Genomic DNA, 17761 nt, shown 5'->3' with positions numbered 1-17761 from the left:
GTGTCTGAAGTATCAGTGTCTGGCGGGTCAGCCCTGAGCGGTCAGCGTCCGCGCGATGCCGCGCTCGACGGCGTCCACGAGTCGCGGCCGCAGGTCGGCGGCCGGCACGATCGCGTGCACCGATCCGACCTCGCGTGCCCGCTCGATGTTGTGGATGCCCTCGAACTCCGCGGCGACCTCACCGAGCTTCGCGTTGCGGACCTCGGCCTTCTTCGCGGCGAGGTCCACCCGCAGCTGGGCGCGCTCGGCGTCGTCGGTGGCCTCGGCGAGGCTCGCCTCCAGTGCCTTGAGCGCCGGGTCGGCGGCGGTGCGGGCGTTCACCTCGCGGGTGAACACCACCGCGGCGGCGGGTGCGCCACCGAGCACCGAGGCGAACGAGCCCTCGACCGCGAGTACCTCCATGTTCTCGTTCAGCGCTCCGGAGAACACCACGAACGCGCCACCGTGGTAGCGGGAGATCACGACGAACACGATCGGGCCGTCGAAGTTGACGATCGCGCGGCCGATCTCGGCGCCGTACTCGAGCTGCAGGTTCCGCAGCGACTCCGGGGAGCCGTCGAAGCCGGACAGGTTCGCGAGCACCACCACGGGACGGTTGCCGGAGGCCGCGTTGATCGCGCGGGCCGTCTTCTTCGACGAGCGCGGGAACAAGGTGCCCGACGTCCACTGGTCCGGGCCGTCCGTCGGGAACCAGCCCTTGCGGGCGATGGCCCGGGACTCGATGCCGACGACGGTGACGGCGTTGCCTCCGAGGTGCGCGTCGAACACCACGGAGGTGTCGGCGTCGGCCATGTCGGCCCAGCGCTCGAGCACCGCGTGGTCCTGGTCGACGACGGCGCGCATCACGGTGCGGATGTCGAACGGCTTCTTCCGGTCGGGGTTGGTCTCCGCGGAGAAGATCTCCCCGACGGTGGTGAACTCGCTCGCCGGGTGCACGTGCGGGAAGCACCGCACGTCCCGCTCGATCGGGTCGGTGGACTCGGCCTTGCGCGGGAAGCGTTCTCCCGGAACGAGGTACGCGTGGTCGTAGTGCGAGAACAGCACGTCGATCGCGGCGGTGAGGTCCGGTGCCCAGTACTGCGCCTGGCCGTTCGGGCCCATGACGCGGTCGTAGCCACCGATGCCGAAGTTGTCCTCGGCGGAGACGCCACCGGAGTAGTCGAGCGACTGCTTGCCGGTGAGGACCATCGCCGACTCCGGCGTCATCACGAGGATGCCCTTGGTGTGCATCAGCATCGTGGCCTCGGCGTTCCAGTACGGCTGAGCGCCGACGTTGATGCCCGCGACGATCACGTTGATCTCGCCGCCGTTCTGCGTGAACGTGATGATCCGGCGCAGACCGCGCGAGACCCAGTCCATGTTCTCGGTGCCGGACTCCATCGAGATGGTGGCGCCGGAGGACAACGCGAACCACTCGACCGGAGCACCCAGGGACTCCGCGAGGTCGATCGCCGCGACGAGTCGCGAGCACTCGGCCTCGGCGACGGTGCCCAGTGCCCGGGTCGGGTCACCGAACAGGGCGACGCGGGTGATGCCCTCGGGATGGCGCTCGGTGGCGGTGGTGACGACACCGACGATGAGGCCGGCCTTGTTGCGGCCGTACGGACGGTCGACGGGCACCAGGGACCCGGTCTCGTCGAGGTCGTACTCGACGAAGCTGCCGCCCGCGCTCAGCGCCGGGATCAGCTCGTACGGATAGACGGTGCCGCGGGCCTTCGACCGCTGCACCTTCAGGGTGTAGTCGTCGAGCGGCTTGAGCGGCTCGGTCGGCGGCTCGGTGACCGCGACCTGCAGGCCTGCGCCGGACCGGTAGGAGAATCGGAGCGCGACCTGACGCGGAGTCGCGTTGGGGGACTCCTGGATCCGGCAGATCAGGGTGATCTGCTCGATGCCCGCGCCGACCGTCAGCGGCGCGACGTGACCGGCGATCGCGGCGATCCGGTCCACCGCGATGTCGAGGCGCGGCCACACGTAGAGCACGACGCGGTTGTTGTCGAGACGCTTGCGACCGCGGGCGGCCTGGGCGTTGCGGATGCCGGCGAGGCAGGACGCGACGGCCCGCTCGATGGCGGGTGCGGCCTCGATCTCGCCGTCCTCGTCGAACTGCAGTGTCAGGTCACGCACCTGCGCCATCGCGATGAGGCGTTCGTCGGAGGGGTTGTCCTTCGCCGCGAGGTGGTAGACGTACGTGTCGGCGGGCGCGGCGAGGCGGGTGCCGTTGAAGTTCTTCAGGCGCCACATGTCGAGTCGCTGCGCCGTCAGCGGGTGCATACCGCGGATGATGCGGTCCTCGTCGAGGCCGCCGTCTGCCGCGGGGCGGAACGTCACCTGACGCTGGGTGGTCATCGCGCCGGGCACGGTGACGGTGACGGTGACCCGCCGCCACGGCACGGACGCGTTGTGCGCCAGCAACTCCGCGCGGAGTGTCCCGGCCAGTTCGTCGTCGTCGGCGGGGGCGTCCGGCCACGTCAGGTACAGGTCGGCGACGAGGTTCACCGGGGCGGGGCCCGCGACCGAGTCCACGACGGCGAGGGCGTCGGTCAGGCGCGACCGCTCGGCCGCGACCGACACCAGGTTCAGGTGCTCACCCGACAGCTCGAAAATGCCGGTGACACAGGGCAGTCCGTGCCCGTCGACGGCTTTGACGTCCGACAGGCCGCGGATCTTGTAGTACTGCCGCGTGACGACCTCGAGCAGGTCGCCGGGCGCGGACCAGGGCTCCGCCAGCAGACCGACGAGCGGCTCCGGGGTGTCGACCATCGCGTCGATGCGTGCGGCGCGATCGGTCGCGCCCGGCTGCTTCGCCAGGTACTGCAGGCTGCCGCGGACACCGTCGTAGATCGCGTCGCGAGCGCGCTTGACGACCGGCTCGTCGAAGATCCGGAAGTGCAGACCGCGTGCCATGTCGCCGAGCAGCGGGTAGCGCAGCTGGGTGGCCACGACCAGACGGTCGAGGACCTCGCCGACCTCGGCGGTCTGCGCGTCGCCGACCGGGAACTCACGGAGCCAGTGCGAAAGCAGTCCGGCGACGACCGGAACCTGCTGCTCGAGGCGCTGCAGCGCGAGGAACAGCCGGAAGACGGCCTCCTCCAGCTCCGGGGTGCGGTCCAGTTCGACGATGTCGTAGTGCACCAGCGAGCGGGACAGCCGGGCTCGGAAGGACTCCGGGAGTCCTTCGAGTTCGACGTCGAGTGAGCGGAGGAACGAGTGGAAGTGCTCGCGAGGGGAGTGCACGCGCTCGTCGCTCTCGCCGCCCGCCGGACGGTTCCGGGACAGCTCGCACAGGTCGGCGAACGTGGTCAGCAGCGCCAGTTCCGCGCGCACCAGGGTCGGGTCCGACTCGGGCAGGCGGTCACGGAGCGTCTCGTACTCGGCGAGCAGCGCCTTCGCGCGGGTGTCGTCGACATCGAATCCGGTGATCATCGCGGTGAGCGAGTCCAGCCGGGACAGTGCCTCGGTCAGGTCGTCGCGTTCGGCTGCCTCGGGAGCTGCGAACTCGACGCGCGGCGCGGTGGCGGTCACGGTCTCCTCGGCGACCTGGTCCACGCGCAGCAGCGCCGCACCGGCGTCGACCTGGCCGTTGACGATGGCCAGGACCTCGCGGACGGTGCCCGCGTACGGCGAGCGGATGGCGGTTTCCATCTTCATCGCCTCGAGGACGACCAGGGTGTCGCCTGCCTCGACCTCGTCGCCGACCGCGACGGGCAGCGCCACGACGACGGCGGGCGACGGCGCGCGGACCACGCCTGCCTCGTCCTGGCTGATCTGGTGGCTCACGCCGTCGACCTCGACCAGGTGGTGGGCGGGACCGGTGACGGAGACGACGTGGTGGCGGCGGCCGCCGACGGTGAGCCTGCGCTCGAACTCGCCGAGCACGTCGACGTCGCACTCGACCTCGCCGCTGTCACCGTCGACGCGGTAGCGGTGCGGTCCGACCTGTCCGACCTCGAACTGGTAGGCCTGGCCCTGGTAGCTCAGTTCGACGCTGCGGCCGACGGTGTTCTTCGTGCGGGGGCGTCCGCCGCGGGCGGAGGTGAGGAACGCGGCGCGCTCGCGGGCCTCTTCGGCGTCGTAGACGCCGATGGCGGTGGCGAGCAGTGCGATCGCGGCGGCAGGGGTCGGGCCGTTGTCGGTGCCGGCGCCGGTGCGGTCGAGCCAGCCGGTGTCTGCGGACGCGGAGATGACCTCGTCGCGGTCGAGGAGGTCGAGCAGGAAGGACTTGGTGGTGGTGCCGCCGTCGAGGACGACGGTGGTCTCGCGGAGCGCGGTGCGGAGGCGGGCGAGTGCCTCCGAGCGGTCGCGGCCCCAGGCGATGACCTTCGCGACCATCGAGTCGTAGTCGGGTGGGATGACGTCGCCCTGGGCGATGCCGGTGTCGACGCGCAGTCCGGAGCCGAGCGGGAACTTGAGCAGCTGCACCGTGCCTGGCGCGGGCGCGAAGCCGTTGTCGGCGTCCTCGGCGTTCAGGCGGGCCTCGACGGCGTGGCCGAACTCGGTGGGGCACTCGCCTTCGAGAGCCTTGCCGCTGGCGACGTGGATCTGCAGCTTCACCAGGTCGAGGCCGGTGGTGAACTCGGTGATCGGGTGCTCGACCTGCAGGCGGGTGTTGACCTCGAGGAAGGTGAACACCTTCTGCGACGGCTGGTACAGGTACTCGACGGTGGCGGCGCCGCAGTAGCCGGCGGCCTTGACCAGTTCGGCGGACACCTTCCGCAGCTCGGCGGACTGCTCGCCGGTCAGCAGCGGGGACGCCGACTCCTCGATGACCTTCTGGTTCTTGCGCTGGATGGAGCAGTCGCGGACGCCGGGCGCCCACACGTTGCCGTGTGCGTCGGCGATGACCTGGACCTCGACGTGGCGGGCCTCGGTGACGAGCCGCTCGATGAAGACGACCGGGTCGCCGAAGGAGCGCTCGGCCTCGCCCTGGGTGCGCTCGAGGGCGAGTTCGAGCTCGTCCTCCGAGTAGACCTTGCGGATGCCGCGTCCGCCGCCGCCGGAACGGGCCTTGATGATCAGGGGGTAGCCGATGGCCTGGGCGTGCCGGCGGGCGTCGGCGCGGGTCTCCACGGGACCGCCGGACCACGGCGCGACGGGGACGCCGACCTTCTCGGCGAGCAGTTTGGCCTCGACCTTGTCGCCGAGCAGTCGCATGGCCTCGGCGGACGGGCCGATGAACGTGATGCCGAGTTTGGCGCAGACCTCGGCGAAGCCCGGGTCCTCGGCGACGAAGCCCCAGCCGACCCACACGGCGTCGGCGCGAGCCTCGAGGAGGGCGCGCTCGAGCTCGGCGTGATCGAGGTAGGGGGTGGCTGCGGTGGTGGAGGGGCGCAGCGTCACGCCTTCGTCGGCCTGCCGGACGAACATCGCACGGCGTTCGGCCTCGGTGTGCAGGGCGATGACCGTGATGCCGTGGTTGCCCTCTGCGTTGAGTTCCCGGACGGCGCGGATCAGGCGCACTGCCGCCTCGCCACGGTTGACGACTGCGATTCGTCTGAACATCTGGTTGGCCACCATTCCCTCGTACATCGTTTCTCACTTGTGTCGCCCGCGGTGAGTGGCGGGCACTCGGTGCGGACATGCGGCAGCCGTGTCGGACACCTGTGAGCCGGGGCCCCCTCGACTGCCTGCGACCTCCGAGCCCCGTGTGTCGGGGAGGTCGCCGGATCACCGGACGCCGCGCGGTGGAGGGGGTCGGCGATGACCGTTCTCGGCCGGGAGAACCCGGTCGCCCTCCGGTGCGTGATCGGCGCTTCCGGAATGCCAGCATGCATTATTTCGGCGGTGGTGTCATGTCGTTACAAGGTCACTCAACATCGTTTCGCGGCAACGACATTCGACCACTGATCGGCTCTTTCTACCCTGCACCGATGGCTACTTTCGAGTAGGTTTTCGCGTACTCGCGAGTAGGTAGTTCGAGTGGATGAATTTCTTCCCCGCCTGCTGTCTGTGACGTCCGGTACCGCGTGGCTAACCTACGGGTGCGTAGGTGCAGGTCGGCGGGGTGCGTGGTGCGCCACCCGCGCCGCGTGAGATGTCAAGGGGTGGGTTCACAACCGGATAGTGACGGTATCTGGACGTTTGCCCATGTGGTGCTGCGTGTCGTGATGCGGTACAAAACCATCGTCACCACAAAATCGTGACCTTTATCACATCTACTTGTGATCTGCGGTGACACACATCACTGAGGGGGATTCCTGACCATGTTGCTTCCGATGTCGCCCACCGACTCGATGTTCCTGATCGGTGAGTCGCGCGAGTGCCCGATGCACGTCGGCGGACTCGTGCTCTTCGAGCCGCCCGAGGGTGGAGAAGCGAGCGACGTCCGCGCGATGCTCGACACCGCGCTCACCCGCGACCTGGTCGCCCCCCAGCTCCGCCGCCGTGCGCGGCGCTCCCTCGGGACTCTCGGGCAGTGGGCATGGGAGACCGTCGCCGACGTTGACCTGGTCCACCACGTCCAGCACGACGCTCTGCCGCAGCCCGGCGGTATGCGCGAGCTGATGGACCTCGTCTCCCGGCTGCATGCGAGCCTCCTCGACCGCAGTCGGCCGCTCTGGGAGATGCACCTGATCGAGGGTCTGGCCGACGGCCGGTTCGCGGTGTACATGAAGGTCCACCACGCCCTCGCCGACGGCATCTCGGTCATGCGGATGCTGCGGCGTGCCCTCAGTGACGACCCCGACGCCCGCAACCTGCGCGCACCGTGGGAGCCGGGGGCGCCGCGGCTGGAGGTGGTCTCCCCGGTCACGGGCACAGTCGACTTCGCCGGTGCCGCGGTTCGCGTCGTCCGGGAGTCGGTCGGTGAGGTGGCCGGGCTCGTGCCGGCGCTCGTCGACACCGTCGACCGCGCGCTGCACGGCCGCGGGGGCGCGCTGACCCTGGCGGCGCCGTCCTCACTGCTGAACGTGTCGATCGGTGGCGCCCGCCGCTTCGCCGCGGGTACGTGGCGGCTGGAGCGACTGCGCCTGGTCGCCAAGTGCGCGGACGCCACCGTCAACGACGTGGTGCTCGCCATGTCGTCGGGGGCGCTGCGCACCTTCCTGGCGGGCGTCGACGCGCTGCCCGGCGACCCGCTGCGGGCGCTGGTGCCGGTGTCCATCCGCGGTGAGCGCACCGAGGGTGGTAACGAAATCGGTGTTCTCACTTGCAATCTCGGCACCCACCATGCCGAGGCAGGAGACCGCCTCGCCGCCGTCCGGGCGTCGATGCGGGAGGGGAAGGAGACGATGCGTACTCGTAGTGCCACCCAGATCCGGGCAATGAGTGCACTGGGTGTGGCACCACTCGCCCTCGGCATGTTCCTGGGCCGGAGTCTCCCGATCCGCCCGGCCAACGTGATGATCTCGAACGTGCCGGGACCGGATGTGCCCCTCTACTGGAACGGAGCTCGCATGACCGCCCTGTATCCACTGTCCATCCCCGTTGCCGGGCAGGCGCTCAACATCACCTGCACGAGCACCGACCACGAGATCTCGTTCGGGCTCACCGCCTGCCGAAGCCTGCCCGACCTGGCTCCGATGGTCGCCCACCTCGACGACGAGCTGGCCCTGCTCGAACGGGCGGTGGGACTGTGACCGCCCCGCACGGGCGGGTGGCCGTCCCGCACGGCAGGCACCGGCTGCCCGAGAGCGTCGAGACCGTCCGGCTGCGGTCCACGAGGCTCATCGCGTCGACCTCCGCGGTCGCGGCAGCGGTCCCCACGGCCGCGGTCAGTGGCTCGTTCCCGCTGGCGTTGCTCGTCGGGCTCGGTACCGTGCTCGGGGTGGGTGCCGCGGCCATCGTCATCTGATCGTTCGAAAACGGTCGCACCGCAGTCGAACTCGGCCGTGTTGCGGTGCCGGGCGGATGCGACGGCGCGGGTGGCCCGGCCACTCAACTAGGCTGTCTGGTTGTGCTGTCCGTCGTTCCTCGCCCCGTGATCGTCCGGGCCCCGTCCAAGGTGAACCTCCACCTGGGAGTCGGTGACCTGCGTGAGGACGGCTATCACGAGCTGACCTCGGTGTTCCAGGCGCTCTCCCTCAGCGACGACGTCCACCTGACCGAGTCGGACGCCCTCACGGTGCGGGTCCGCGGTGTCGACGCCGACTCGGTGCCCACCGACCGGGGCAACCTGGTGTGGCAGGCCGCCGAACTGCTGGCCCGTCGAGCCGGGCGGTCCGCCGACGTCGCGATCACGATCGTCAAGGGCGTCCCCGTCGCGGGCGGGATGGCGGGCGGCAGCGCCGACGCAGCCGCCACGCTGGTCGGCCTGAACGAGCTGTGGCGTCTCGGTCTCGACCGGGCCGAACTGTTCGAACTCGGCGCCGAACTGGGCAGCGACGTGCCGTTCACCTTGCACGGCATGACCGCGCTGGGGACCGGCCGCGGCGAGAAACTGCTTCCCGTCCTGTCCCGCAACAGCTTCCACTGGGTCATCGCGCTCGCCAAGGGCGGGCTGAGCACGCCGGCCGTGTTCCGTGAGCTGGACCGGTTGCGCGCGGAGGGGGACCCGCCCCGGATCGGCGACCCGGACGAGCTGATGCACGCGCTCGCGGCAGGTGACGCCACCGCGCTCGCGCCGCTGCTCGGCAACGACCTGCAGGCCGCGGCGCTGTCCCTCAAGCCGGAGCTGCGCCGCACCCTCCGTGCGGGGGTCACGGCCGGAGCCCTCGCGGGCATCGTCTCGGGATCGGGACCCACCTGCGCCTTCCTGTGCTCGGACGAGGACGTGGCCGTCGAGGTCGCGGCCGAACTCGCCGGTGCGGGCGTGTGCCGCACCATCCGGGTGGCGCACGGGCCGGTCCCCGGCGCCCGCGTCCTCGCCGACGACATCTCCCGCGGAACGGAACACTGATGGCCAATCTGATCAATCTGGAGCAGGTCTCGAAGTCGTACGGCGTCAAGCCACTCCTCGACTCCGTGTCACTCGGCGTGCAGGAGGGCGAACGCATCGGCGTCGTCGGCCTCAACGGCGGCGGCAAGACCACGATGCTCGAGGTCCTCGCAGGTGTCGAGGAGCCGGACTCCGGCCGGGTCAGCCGGGTCGGCGGTCTGCGGATGGCCGTCGTCACCCAGCGCGGTGCCCTGCCGGACGGCGCGACCGTCGCCGAGGTCGTGCTCGCGCCGCTCGGGCTCGCGGAACACGAGTGGGCCGGTGACGCCCGGATCCGGTCGATCCTTGCGGGAATCGGCATCGACGCGCTCGGCCTCGATCGCACCGTCGAGGGGCTGTCCGGCGGCGAGCGTCGCCGCGTGGCGCTGGCCGCGGCCCTCGTGCGGGACCTCGACCTGCTCGTCCTCGACGAGCCGACCAACCACCTCGACGTCGAGGGTGTGCAATGGCTGGCCGAGCACCTGCTGACCCGGCGCAGCGCGCTCGTCGTCGTCACCCACGACCGGTGGTTCCTCGACACCGTCGCCTCGCGGACCTGGGAGGTCGTCGGCGGCAGGGTCGAGAGCTACGAGGGCGGCTACAACGACTGGATCTTCGCCCGCGCCGAGCGTGCCCGGCAGGCCGACGCCGCGGAGGAGCGGCGGCAGAACCTCGCCCGTAAGGAGCTTGCGTGGCTTCGCCGCGGCCCGCAGGCTCGCGCGTCCAAGCCCCGCTACCGCGTCGAGGCCGCCGAGGCGCTGATCGCGAACGTGCCGCCGCCGCGTGACTCCATCGCGCTCGCGTCCTTCGCGAAGCGTCGCCTCGGCCGCGTCGTCATCGAGCTCGAGGACGCGAAGCTGACCACTCCGGACGGCCGGGAACTGGTCCACGACCTGACGTGGCGGCTCGCGCCGGGCGAACGGGTCGGTCTCGTCGGTGTCAACGGCTCCGGGAAGACGACGTTGCTGCGGACCCTCGCCGGCGAGCTGCAGCCGGCGTCGGGCAAGCGGATCCAGGGCCAGACCGTCAAGATCGGCTGGCTCCGCCAGGAACTCGACGATCTGCCGACCGACATGCGCGTGCTCGACGCGGTCAAGGACGTTGCCGAGCGGATCATGTTGGGCGACAAGGAGGTTTCCGCCGGACAGCTGGCGGAGCGGCTCGGGTTCACCCCGGCGCGCCAGCGGACGCCGGTCGGCGATCTGTCCGGTGGCGAGCGTCGCCGCCTGCAGCTGACACGCGTGCTGATGGGCGAGCCGAACGTGTTGCTCCTCGACGAGCCCACCAACGACCTCGACATCGACACCCTGCAGCAGCTCGAGGACATCCTCGACGGCTGGGCGGGCACGATGGTGGTGATCTCGCACGACCGCTACCTGATCGAGCGCATCTGCGACAGCACCTGGGCGCTGTTCGGTGACGGCAAGCTCACCAACCTGCCCGGCGGGATCGAGGAGTACCTGCGTCGCCGGGCCGCGGTGGTCGAGGCCGCCGCTCCCGGCCCGGCTCCGGTGCGGGTCGCGGTCGCCCAGGCCGACGGCTGTCCCGCAGTGGTCCGTGACGGCGCCGCCGACCGGGCCGCCCGGAAGGAACTGAGCCGGATCGAGCGTCAGGTCGCGAAGCTGTCGGAGCGGGAGGCCGTGCTGCACGAGGCGTTGGCTGCGGCGGCCACGGACGTTCAGGAGCTGCAGCGGCTCGACGGCGAACTGCGGTCGGTCGTGGCGGAGAAGGAGTCCGCGGAGGAGCGCTGGATGGAACTGGCCGCGGACCTCGACTGAGCAGGTGGGCGGTGGTCGCCGCAACGCGCACGGAGACTGTTCATCCCGCGAGTGGGCCGGAAGGCGACTAGGCTGCGGCTCAGGTCGTTCTTGTCGTTCATGGTCCCGTCGTGAAAGGCGCGCGTCATGGATCTGGATGCTCTAGCCGAGATCACCAGGCTCAAACACCGCTACTCGCGCGCCCTGGACACGAAGGACTGGCCGCTCTTCCGTGAGACACTCCTCCCCGATGCCACCGCGACCTACGGCGAACACCTCCGGTTCGAGGATCGCGACGCGCTCTGCTCGTTCATGGAGATCACCCTCGGTCCGCACGTGTTGTCGGAGCATCTGTGCGCGCAGCCCGAGATCGAGATCGACGGTGACGTCGCCACCGGAACGTGGTTCCTGCAGGACATGGTGATCATTCCCGAGGACGGAATGATGTTGCGCGGCGCGGCTTTCTATCACGACAGGTATGCACGCAACGAGGCAGGCGAGTGGCGGATCGCGCACACCGGATACGAACGGACCTTCGAGCTGGTGCTCTCGCTCGCCGACCTCCCGAGCCTGCAGTTGACCTCGAACAGGTGGTCATTGACGCTCAACTCCACGCCCCCGCGCGAGCCCGTCACCGAGTGATCCGGCTGCCGGACTGGGTGCGCACTCCGCTGTCTCCGCACGACCCCTTCTCGACGTAGTCCACCCATGAACCTCCAGGAAAAGCTAGCCTGTCCTAACCAAGACAGGCTGTAACTAAGTCGGATCCCTGGAGCTCACCATGACGTCCACTCAGACCCTGCCGGTCGACGAGCCGCGGGCCGTCGACGGACCCGCCGCCGATCCGCCCGGCACCACCGAGCGAGCGGCGCTGCGAGAACTGCTGGCGCCGGTACGAACTCGGACCCGCGTTGCGATGGCGATGCAGGTGGTGGCGGCGTTCGCGACGATCGTCCCTTACGTCGCCATCGCCGAACTCGGCAAGACCCTGCTCGCCGCCGGACCGGTGGACTCGGAGCGGGTGTGGACGATCGTGTGGGTCGTTGTAACCGGCCTCGGGCTCCGGGCGGGCTTCGGCGGTGGCGCGCTCATGGTGACTCACTTCGCCGACGTGCGATTGCAGGCGATCCTTCGTCGGCGCATCGCCACCACCCTCGGGCGACTTCCGCTCGGGTGGTTCACCACGCACTCGTCGGGGCAGGTCCGCAAGGCCGCGCAGAACGACATCGGCGACATGCACTACCTGGTCGCGCACAGTGCCGTCGAGACCACCGGCGCGGTGGCGGTACCGCTCGCCGGTCTGGCGTACGTCATCTCCGTCGACTGGCGCCTCGCACTGCTCGCCGTCGCGACCCTGCCCGTGTACGTCGTCGCCTACGCGGTGATGACGCGGGGCATGACCGAGAAGATGGAGGAGATGAACCGTGGCCTGGCTGCGATCAGCGCCACTGTCGTCGAATTTGTCACCGGTATCGCGGTCGTCAAGACGTTCGGGCAGACCAGGCGCGCACACTCGCGCTACCGCGACGCCGCCACCGAGACAGCGCAGGCGTACGACGGATGGGTGCGGCCGATGCTGCGGACGGAGGCGCTCGCGTCGATGGCGCTCAGCGCGCCGGTGGTGCTGCTCGTCAACCTCGGGGTCGGCGCGCTCATGGTGCAGGCCGGGTGGGTGTCGGCGATCGACCTCTTCAGCACCACTCTGGTTGCCCTGATCATCCCGGTTGCGGTGACGTCCATCGGCTTCGGTATGCAGGCTCGGCGCGAGGCCTCGGCGGCGGCGGGGCGCCTCCTCGAGCTGTTCGGGGCGCCGACGCTCCCCGAACCCGAGCGGCCGCGGCACCCGGTCGGCCACACCGTCGAGTTCGACGGCGTCGGGTTCTCCTACGACGGACGCACCACCGTGCTGTCCGAAATCGACCTCGAACTGCGTCAGGGCACCGTCACCGCGCTCGTCGGGCCGTCCGGCTCCGGGAAGTCCACCCTCGCGACGCTGGTGCCGCGCTTCCACGACGTGACCTCGGGCGCCGTTCGGCTCGGTGGCGTGGACGTACGGGAGATCGCCTCCGACGAGTTGTACCGGCACGTCGGATTCGTGCTGCAGGACGTGCAACTGTTGCGGGAGTCGGTGCTCGACAACATCCGCCTCGCCCGCCCCGACGCCGATCTCGACACGGTCCGCTCCGCCGCGCGGGCCGCGCGGATCGACGACCGCATCATGGCGTTGCCGCGAGGGTACGACTCGGTGGTCGGGGAGGATGCCCTGTTCTCCGGCGGTGAGGCGCAGCGGGTGTCGATCGCGCGGGCGCTGCTCGCCGACACCCCGGTACTGGTACTCGACGAGGCCACCGCGTTCGCGGATCCGGAGTCGGAGGCCGACATCCAGGCGGCGCTCACCCGGCTCGCGGTCGATCGGACCGTTCTCGTCATCGCGCACCGGCTGAGTTCGATCGTCGGCGCCGATCAGATCGTCGTCCTCGACCGGGGTCGCGTGGTCGAACGTGGATCGCATGACGAACTGACAGCCGCGGGCGGCCGGTACGCCCGCATGTGGGAGCGAGGGACCAACTGATGATTCGTGACCTGATGCGCATTCTCGGCCCGGGGAACGACGCCCGCTACCGGGTGTTCCTGGCGTGGGCGGTGGCATACGGCGTGCTGCAGGGTGTGTCGGTCGCTCTGCTGGTGCCTGTCACGCGTGCCCTGTTCGACGCCGACTGGCCGTCGTTCTGGCGGTGGCTGGGCGTGATGGCGGCGACCACCCTGCTCTGCATGGTGGCGCACTACGTACAGGCCATGAAGGGCTTCGAATCGGCGCTGGTGCTGCTGCGCACCATGCACCTGAGGCTCGGAGACCACCTCGTCACGCTCCCGCTCGGCTGGTTCGGCGCCACCCGGGTGGGGCAGGTGTCGCAGATCGCGACGAAGGGCACGATCAGCGTGATGGGCGCGATCGCGCACCTGATGACGCCGCTGATCAGCGGCGTCGTCACGACGGCGACGATCGCGGTCTCGATGTTCTTCTTCGACTGGCGTCTCGGCGTCGCGCTGGTGGTCAGTGCTCCGGTGATCTGGGTGGCGGCACGGTTCGCGACCGACATGACGGCTCGGGTCGACGACCGGATGCACGCGGCCTCGGTGGAGTCGAACAACAGGGTCCTCGAGTACGCCCGTTGTCAGCAGGCGCTGCGTGCCTTCGGTCGCACCCACGGTGTGTACGAGCCGTTGGACGCCGCGATCGAGGAACAGCGCGTCGCCGGCCGCAGGCAGATGTGGCTGGTGGTCGTCGGGTCCGTCGTCAACGGTTTCGCACTCCAGTTGGTGTTCTCGGCGCTGATCGTGCTCGGCGCCCTCCTTGCACTCGACGGGGAGATCGACCCCGTCACCCTCGTCGCGTTACTGGGCCTCATTGCCCGATTCATCCAGCCACTCAACGAGATCGGGGACCTCGGCGCGGCGATCCGACTCGCGCGCAACGACATCCGCCGGATGTCGGAGGTGCTCGAGGCGGAGCCCCTGCCCGAACCCGACCACAGTGCGCCCGCCGCCCACGAGGCGCCGGCCGTCGAGTTCGACGCCGTCCGCTTCGGTTACGACGATGCCGCGCCGGTGCTCCGCGGCATCGACCTCACGGTGCCGCGGCGGTCGATGATCGCGCTCGTGGGGCCGTCCGGCTCCGGCAAGACCACCGTCACCCGCTTGATCGCCCGCTTCTACGACGTCGACGGCGGCACGGTCCGCGTCGGCGGTGTCGACGTCCGTGACCTCACCACCGCCGACCTGATGTCGCAACTGTCCCTGGTGTTCCAGGACGTGTACCTCTTCGACGACACCCTGAGAGCGAACGTCCGGGTCGGAAGGCCGGACGCCACCGACGACGAGGTGACCGCCGCGGCGCGTACCGCAGGTGTCGGGGAGATCGTGGACCGCCTGCCCGACGGCTGGGACACCCGGGTGGGTGAGGGCGGTGCCGCGCTGTCGGGAGGTGAGCGCCAGCGCGTCTCGATCGCTCGCGCCCTGCTCAAGCAGGCGCCGATCGTGTTGTTCGACGAGGCGACCGCCGCACTCGACCCCGACAACGAGGCACACCTGCAACAGGCGATGGAGGTGCTCAAGCAGAACAGCACGTTGCTGGTGATCGCGCACAAGCTCACCACCGTCACCGCTGCGGACCGGATCGTGGTGCTCGGCGACGACGGCACAGTCGCGCAGTCCGGAACGCACGTCGAACTGCTCGCCCGCGGCGGCCGCTACGCCGACTTCTGGGAACTCCGCACCCGCGCCACCGGCTGGCAGTTGGTGAGTGGCTGACGGGCGAATGGCAGGGTGGTGGGCGTGGCTGATGCACGAGTGGGCAGACGCACGGGCCGCCCCCCGACCCTGACCGCGGACGACATCGTCACCGCGGCGCTGGGCGGGGATCTCGCCGCGCTGAGCATGCCCGCGGTGGCGAAGCGTCTCGGCGTCAGCCATTCGGCGCTGTACCGGTACTTCCCGGACCGGGAATCGCTGCTGCGCGAGTGTGCCGACCGCGTGGTGCGGGAGACCTCGTGGCCGGATGTCGACCAGCCGTGGCGTGAGCTGCTGCTGTCGATGTCGTCCGCCCTGTGGTCCTGCTTCGACGCGCACCCCGGTCTCGCTCAGGTGGCCTTGGCGCTGCCTGGCACGCCACCGGCGCTGGTGACCGTGGTGGATGCGATCGTCGAGTCGCTGTGTGGGCAGGGCTTCGCCATCCACGACGCGGTCCTCGCCGTCGACTTCGTGTCGGAGGTGACGATCCTCCAGTACGCGTCGATGTCCGCACTCGACGACGTCGTGAGCGATGCCGATTCGCGGTCGACCAGGCAGGCTCATCAAGACAGTTGGCGCGAGTCCGGAGTGGTGTCGGCGGGCGGGATGGACGAGGCCGCGTGGCACGGCCGCGGATGGCTCGACGGCAAATTGGCGGTCGTCCTCGACGGGCTCGAACGACGCCTCGAACGCTGACTTGCCGTAGCGGACCGCGATTCGCCGATCCTCGCCCGCGCCGTTGCGGACAGGCACACTCGTCACATGATCGCTGCACTGCTGACCCGCGCGGCCCTCAACCCGCCACCGTCCCTGCGCTCCCTCGCCACCCGGGTTCGGCCGGGTCCGGACCGGATCGAGGGCGCGACGATCCTCGTCACCGGGGCCTCCTCGGGTGTCGGGGAGGCCGCGGCGACCGCCTTCGCCGAGCGCGGCGCGTCCGTGATCCTGGTGGCACGCGGCGCCGAGGACCTGGCGGGGGTGCGGGACCGGATCGTCGCGGCCGGCGGTGACGCGACGGCCCTGCCGTGCGACCTGACCAGCGCCGCCGACGTGGAGTCACTGGTGAAGCGGGTGAACTCGGAGTTCGGCCCACTCGACGTCCTCGTCAACAACGCAGGCCGGTCGATCCGGCGCACCGCCGTCGAGTCGCTCGACCGGTTCCACGACTACGAGCGGACCATGGCGCTCAACTACTTCGGGCCGGTCCGGCTGACGTTGGCGTTGCTGCCGGGGATGCTGGAGCGGGGCCACGGTCACGTCGTCAACGTCGCGACGTGGGGCGTCCCCGGAGGCGTGATGCCCCGGTTCGGCGCGTACCACGCGTCGAAGGCCGCGATCAGCGCCTTCGGTCGCGATCTCGGGGCGGAAGTGGACGGCACCGGTGTCGCGGTGACGACCGTGCACTTCCCGCTGATCCGGACGCCGATGATCGCCCCGACCGAGGACTACGACCGCATGCCCGCGCTGACCGCGGAGCAGGCGGCGGGCTGGCTGGTCGAGGCCGTGCGGTCACGCCCGGTCGAGATCGCGCCCGCCTACGCCGAGCTGCTGCGCTACGTCGGGGCCGTGTCCCCGACGCTGGCGAACTCACTGGTCCGCCGCGCCGGAATCTAGGGAACTCCGTGGAAGTCGCAGTGTCAGCCGGGCGCCGCCGAGGGGACTGTCCTCGAGCAGGGCCGTCCCTCCGTGCAGCAGCGCCTGCTGCGCGACCAGTGCGAGGCCGAGTCCCGAGCCGTCCGCGGATGTTCCCACGCCGCGCGTGAACTTTTTCGAACATCGCGGCGCGCTCGGTCTCGACGACCCCGGATCCGTCGTCGTCCACGGTGAGGACGACTGCGTCCGGTTGGGCTGCGATCGTGACCTGCACCCGGTGCGCGCCGCCGTGCCGGACCGCGTTGGTGACGGCGTTGTCGAGTACCAGTCGTAGGCCGGTGGGCACGCCGCGGACGAGCACCGCGCGCTCCGGCGCGGCGAAGTCGATGTCGACGTTCCGGTGGATGCGCGCGGATTCCTGCACGCAGCGGTCGATGAGGTCGACGAGGTCGACGTCCTCGTGATCGGCGGCGTCGGCCAACTCGCCCAGTGCGAGCCGCTCCAGGTCGGTGAGGGTCGTCTCGACCTGTCGTTGGGTGTCGAGCAGGTCGCGCAGGACCTCGTCGCGTTGCTCGCCGGTGAGCCGCATCGTCGCGAGCACTTCCAGGTCGGTGCGCATGGAGGTCAGCGGGGTACGCAACTCGTGGGCGGACACCGCGGCGAAGTCCCGGGCAGACCCGAGCGCCTCCTCGGTCCGCCGCTGCGCCGTACCGATCCGGTCGAGCATCTGGCCGATCGCGTCGGAGAGTTCCTCCGCCTCACGCGCACCGCGCACGTTCGGCCGGTGGGAGCCGGGTGCGTCGCCCACTGTGTGGGTTGCCGCGGCGAGTCGTTGCAGCGGCCGCACCGCGCGGCCGGCGAACGTCCAGCCGAGCCCTGCGGCGGCGGCGATCGCGGTGGCCGCGGCCGCGGCCACCCACACCTGTTGCCGTCGAATCGCGTCGATCAGTGGATCCTCCGGGACAGCCACCGACAGCATCGCAGGCGGACCACCCTCGACGGCGACGGTTCGGGCCCGCACCGCGACACCGGCGATCGACTCCGACCTCGCCGCCTCGACCGTCGGAGTTGCAGGCATGGCCACGGCCGGCATCGTGAGCGTGTCAGCCGGGGCCCCGAGCGGGGCGGCCAGGATGACCGAGTCGAGTGTGCGGTCGATCTGTTCGGTGCCGTTCACCCGGAGGAACGCCGCGAACGCGACCGCGATCGCTCCGATCACGATCGCCGCACTCAGCGCCGACGCGATCGCGACGCGGGCCTGCAGGGACAG

The 17761-nt window shown here is 70.3% G+C and carries 12 protein-coding genes and 1 pseudogene; 10 read left to right on the top strand and 3 right to left on the bottom strand.

Features of this window, described 5'->3' with window-relative positions:
• Positions 1-27: 27 nt before the first annotated feature.
• Positions 28-5499: an ATP-binding protein gene (locus ACFSJG_RS01345; protein ID WP_378483403.1), complete on the bottom strand. Its 5472-nt coding sequence runs from the start codon at positions 5497-5499 to the stop codon at positions 28-30.
• A gap of 701 nt (positions 5500-6200) precedes the next feature.
• On the opposite strand from ACFSJG_RS01345, the gene ACFSJG_RS01340 reads away from it, so the two are divergent.
• From ACFSJG_RS01340 to ACFSJG_RS01300, 9 genes are all read left to right on the top strand, one after another.
• On the top strand, positions 6201-7574 hold the full coding sequence (locus ACFSJG_RS01340) for a WS/DGAT/MGAT family O-acyltransferase (RefSeq protein WP_378483402.1): 1374 nt from the start codon (positions 6201-6203) through the stop codon (positions 7572-7574).
• Positions 7571-7789 carry a hypothetical protein gene (locus ACFSJG_RS01335; RefSeq protein ID WP_378483401.1) on the top strand — a complete coding sequence of 73 codons (219 nt, stop codon included), beginning with the start codon at positions 7571-7573 and terminating at the stop codon, positions 7787-7789. Before ACFSJG_RS01340 ends, ACFSJG_RS01335 begins: the two co-directional genes overlap by 4 nt.
• Before the next feature lie 102 nt (positions 7790-7891).
• On the top strand, positions 7892-8833 hold the full coding sequence (locus tag ACFSJG_RS01330; RefSeq protein WP_378483400.1) for a 4-(cytidine 5'-diphospho)-2-C-methyl-D-erythritol kinase: 942 nt from the start codon (positions 7892-7894) through the stop codon (positions 8831-8833).
• The gene (locus ACFSJG_RS01325) at positions 8833-10629 is read left to right on the top strand and encodes an ABC-F family ATP-binding cassette domain-containing protein (RefSeq protein ID WP_378483399.1); all 1797 of its coding nucleotides are present in this window, start codon (positions 8833-8835) and stop codon (positions 10627-10629) included. Before ACFSJG_RS01330 ends, ACFSJG_RS01325 begins: the two co-directional genes overlap by 1 nt.
• Before the next feature lie 126 nt (positions 10630-10755).
• A complete protein-coding gene (locus ACFSJG_RS01320) occupies positions 10756-11250 on the top strand; it encodes a nuclear transport factor 2 family protein (protein ID WP_378483398.1) in 495 nt (164 codons plus the stop codon).
• A gap of 139 nt (positions 11251-11389) precedes the next feature.
• Positions 11390-13180, top strand: coding sequence for an ABC transporter ATP-binding protein (locus tag ACFSJG_RS01315; protein WP_378483397.1), 1791 nt, complete (start codon positions 11390-11392; stop codon positions 13178-13180).
• On the top strand, positions 13180-14919 hold the full coding sequence (locus tag ACFSJG_RS01310) for an ABC transporter ATP-binding protein (RefSeq protein WP_378483396.1): 1740 nt from the start codon (positions 13180-13182) through the stop codon (positions 14917-14919). Before ACFSJG_RS01315 ends, ACFSJG_RS01310 begins: the two co-directional genes overlap by 1 nt.
• Positions 14920-14943: 24 nt before the next feature.
• Complete coding sequence (locus tag ACFSJG_RS01305) at positions 14944-15594, top strand: TetR/AcrR family transcriptional regulator (protein ID WP_378483395.1); 651 nt, start codon at positions 14944-14946, stop codon at positions 15592-15594.
• Between the two features lie 66 nt (positions 15595-15660).
• Complete coding sequence (locus ACFSJG_RS01300) at positions 15661-16512, top strand: SDR family oxidoreductase (protein WP_378483394.1); 852 nt, start codon at positions 15661-15663, stop codon at positions 16510-16512.
• Here the strand turns inward: ACFSJG_RS01300 and ACFSJG_RS01295 are convergent.
• Positions 16486-16650 carry a hypothetical protein gene (locus tag ACFSJG_RS01295; RefSeq protein ID WP_378483393.1) on the bottom strand — a complete coding sequence of 55 codons (165 nt, stop codon included), beginning with the start codon at positions 16648-16650 and terminating at the stop codon, positions 16486-16488. The two genes, ACFSJG_RS01300 and ACFSJG_RS01295, sit on opposite strands and share 27 nt — an antisense overlap.
• Positions 16651-16657: 7 nt before the next feature.
• Here ACFSJG_RS01295 and ACFSJG_RS01290 point away from each other — a divergent pair, with 7 nt between their 5' ends.
• Entirely contained in the window at positions 16658-16825 is a 168-nt protein-coding gene (locus ACFSJG_RS01290) for a hypothetical protein (protein WP_378483392.1), read from the top strand.
• On the opposite strand, the pseudogene ACFSJG_RS01285 reads toward ACFSJG_RS01290, so the two are convergent.
• Positions 16766-17470 (bottom strand): annotated as a pseudogene (locus ACFSJG_RS01285) (histidine kinase dimerization/phospho-acceptor domain-containing protein); the annotation flags it as partial. The gene ACFSJG_RS01290 and the pseudogene ACFSJG_RS01285 sit on opposite strands and share 60 nt — an antisense overlap.
• Between the last annotated feature and the right edge of the window lie 291 nt (positions 17471-17761).

The sequence above is a fragment of the Rhodococcus gannanensis genome (assembly GCF_042681175.1).
Classification (GTDB): domain Bacteria; phylum Actinomycetota; class Actinomycetes; order Mycobacteriales; family Mycobacteriaceae; genus Rhodococcus_G; species Rhodococcus_G gannanensis.
The sequence above is the reverse complement of the archived record's forward strand: the minus strand, read 5'-3'. Positions and strand labels throughout refer to the sequence as shown.

What these genes read in the sequence shown, in the direction of transcription:
- ACFSJG_RS01310 (WP_378483396.1), top strand. Translation starts at nt 13,180, where the DNA reads ATGATTCGTGACCTGATGCGCATTCTCGGCCCGGGGAACGACGCCCGC.
- ACFSJG_RS01325 (WP_378483399.1), top strand. Translation starts at nt 8,833, where the DNA reads ATGGCCAATCTGATCAATCTGGAGCAGGTCTCGAAGTCGTACGGCGTC.
- ACFSJG_RS01340 (WP_378483402.1), top strand. Translation starts at nt 6,201, where the DNA reads ATGTTGCTTCCGATGTCGCCCACCGACTCGATGTTCCTGATCGGTGAG.
- ACFSJG_RS01320 (WP_378483398.1), top strand. Translation starts at nt 10,756, where the DNA reads ATGGATCTGGATGCTCTAGCCGAGATCACCAGGCTCAAACACCGCTAC.
- ACFSJG_RS01345 (WP_378483403.1), bottom strand. Translation starts at nt 5,499, where the DNA reads ATGTTCAGACGAATCGCAGTCGTCAACCGTGGCGAGGCGGCAGTGCGC.
- ACFSJG_RS01300 (WP_378483394.1), top strand. Translation starts at nt 15,661, where the DNA reads ATGATCGCTGCACTGCTGACCCGCGCGGCCCTCAACCCGCCACCGTCC.
- ACFSJG_RS01315 (WP_378483397.1), top strand. Translation starts at nt 11,390, where the DNA reads ATGACGTCCACTCAGACCCTGCCGGTCGACGAGCCGCGGGCCGTCGAC.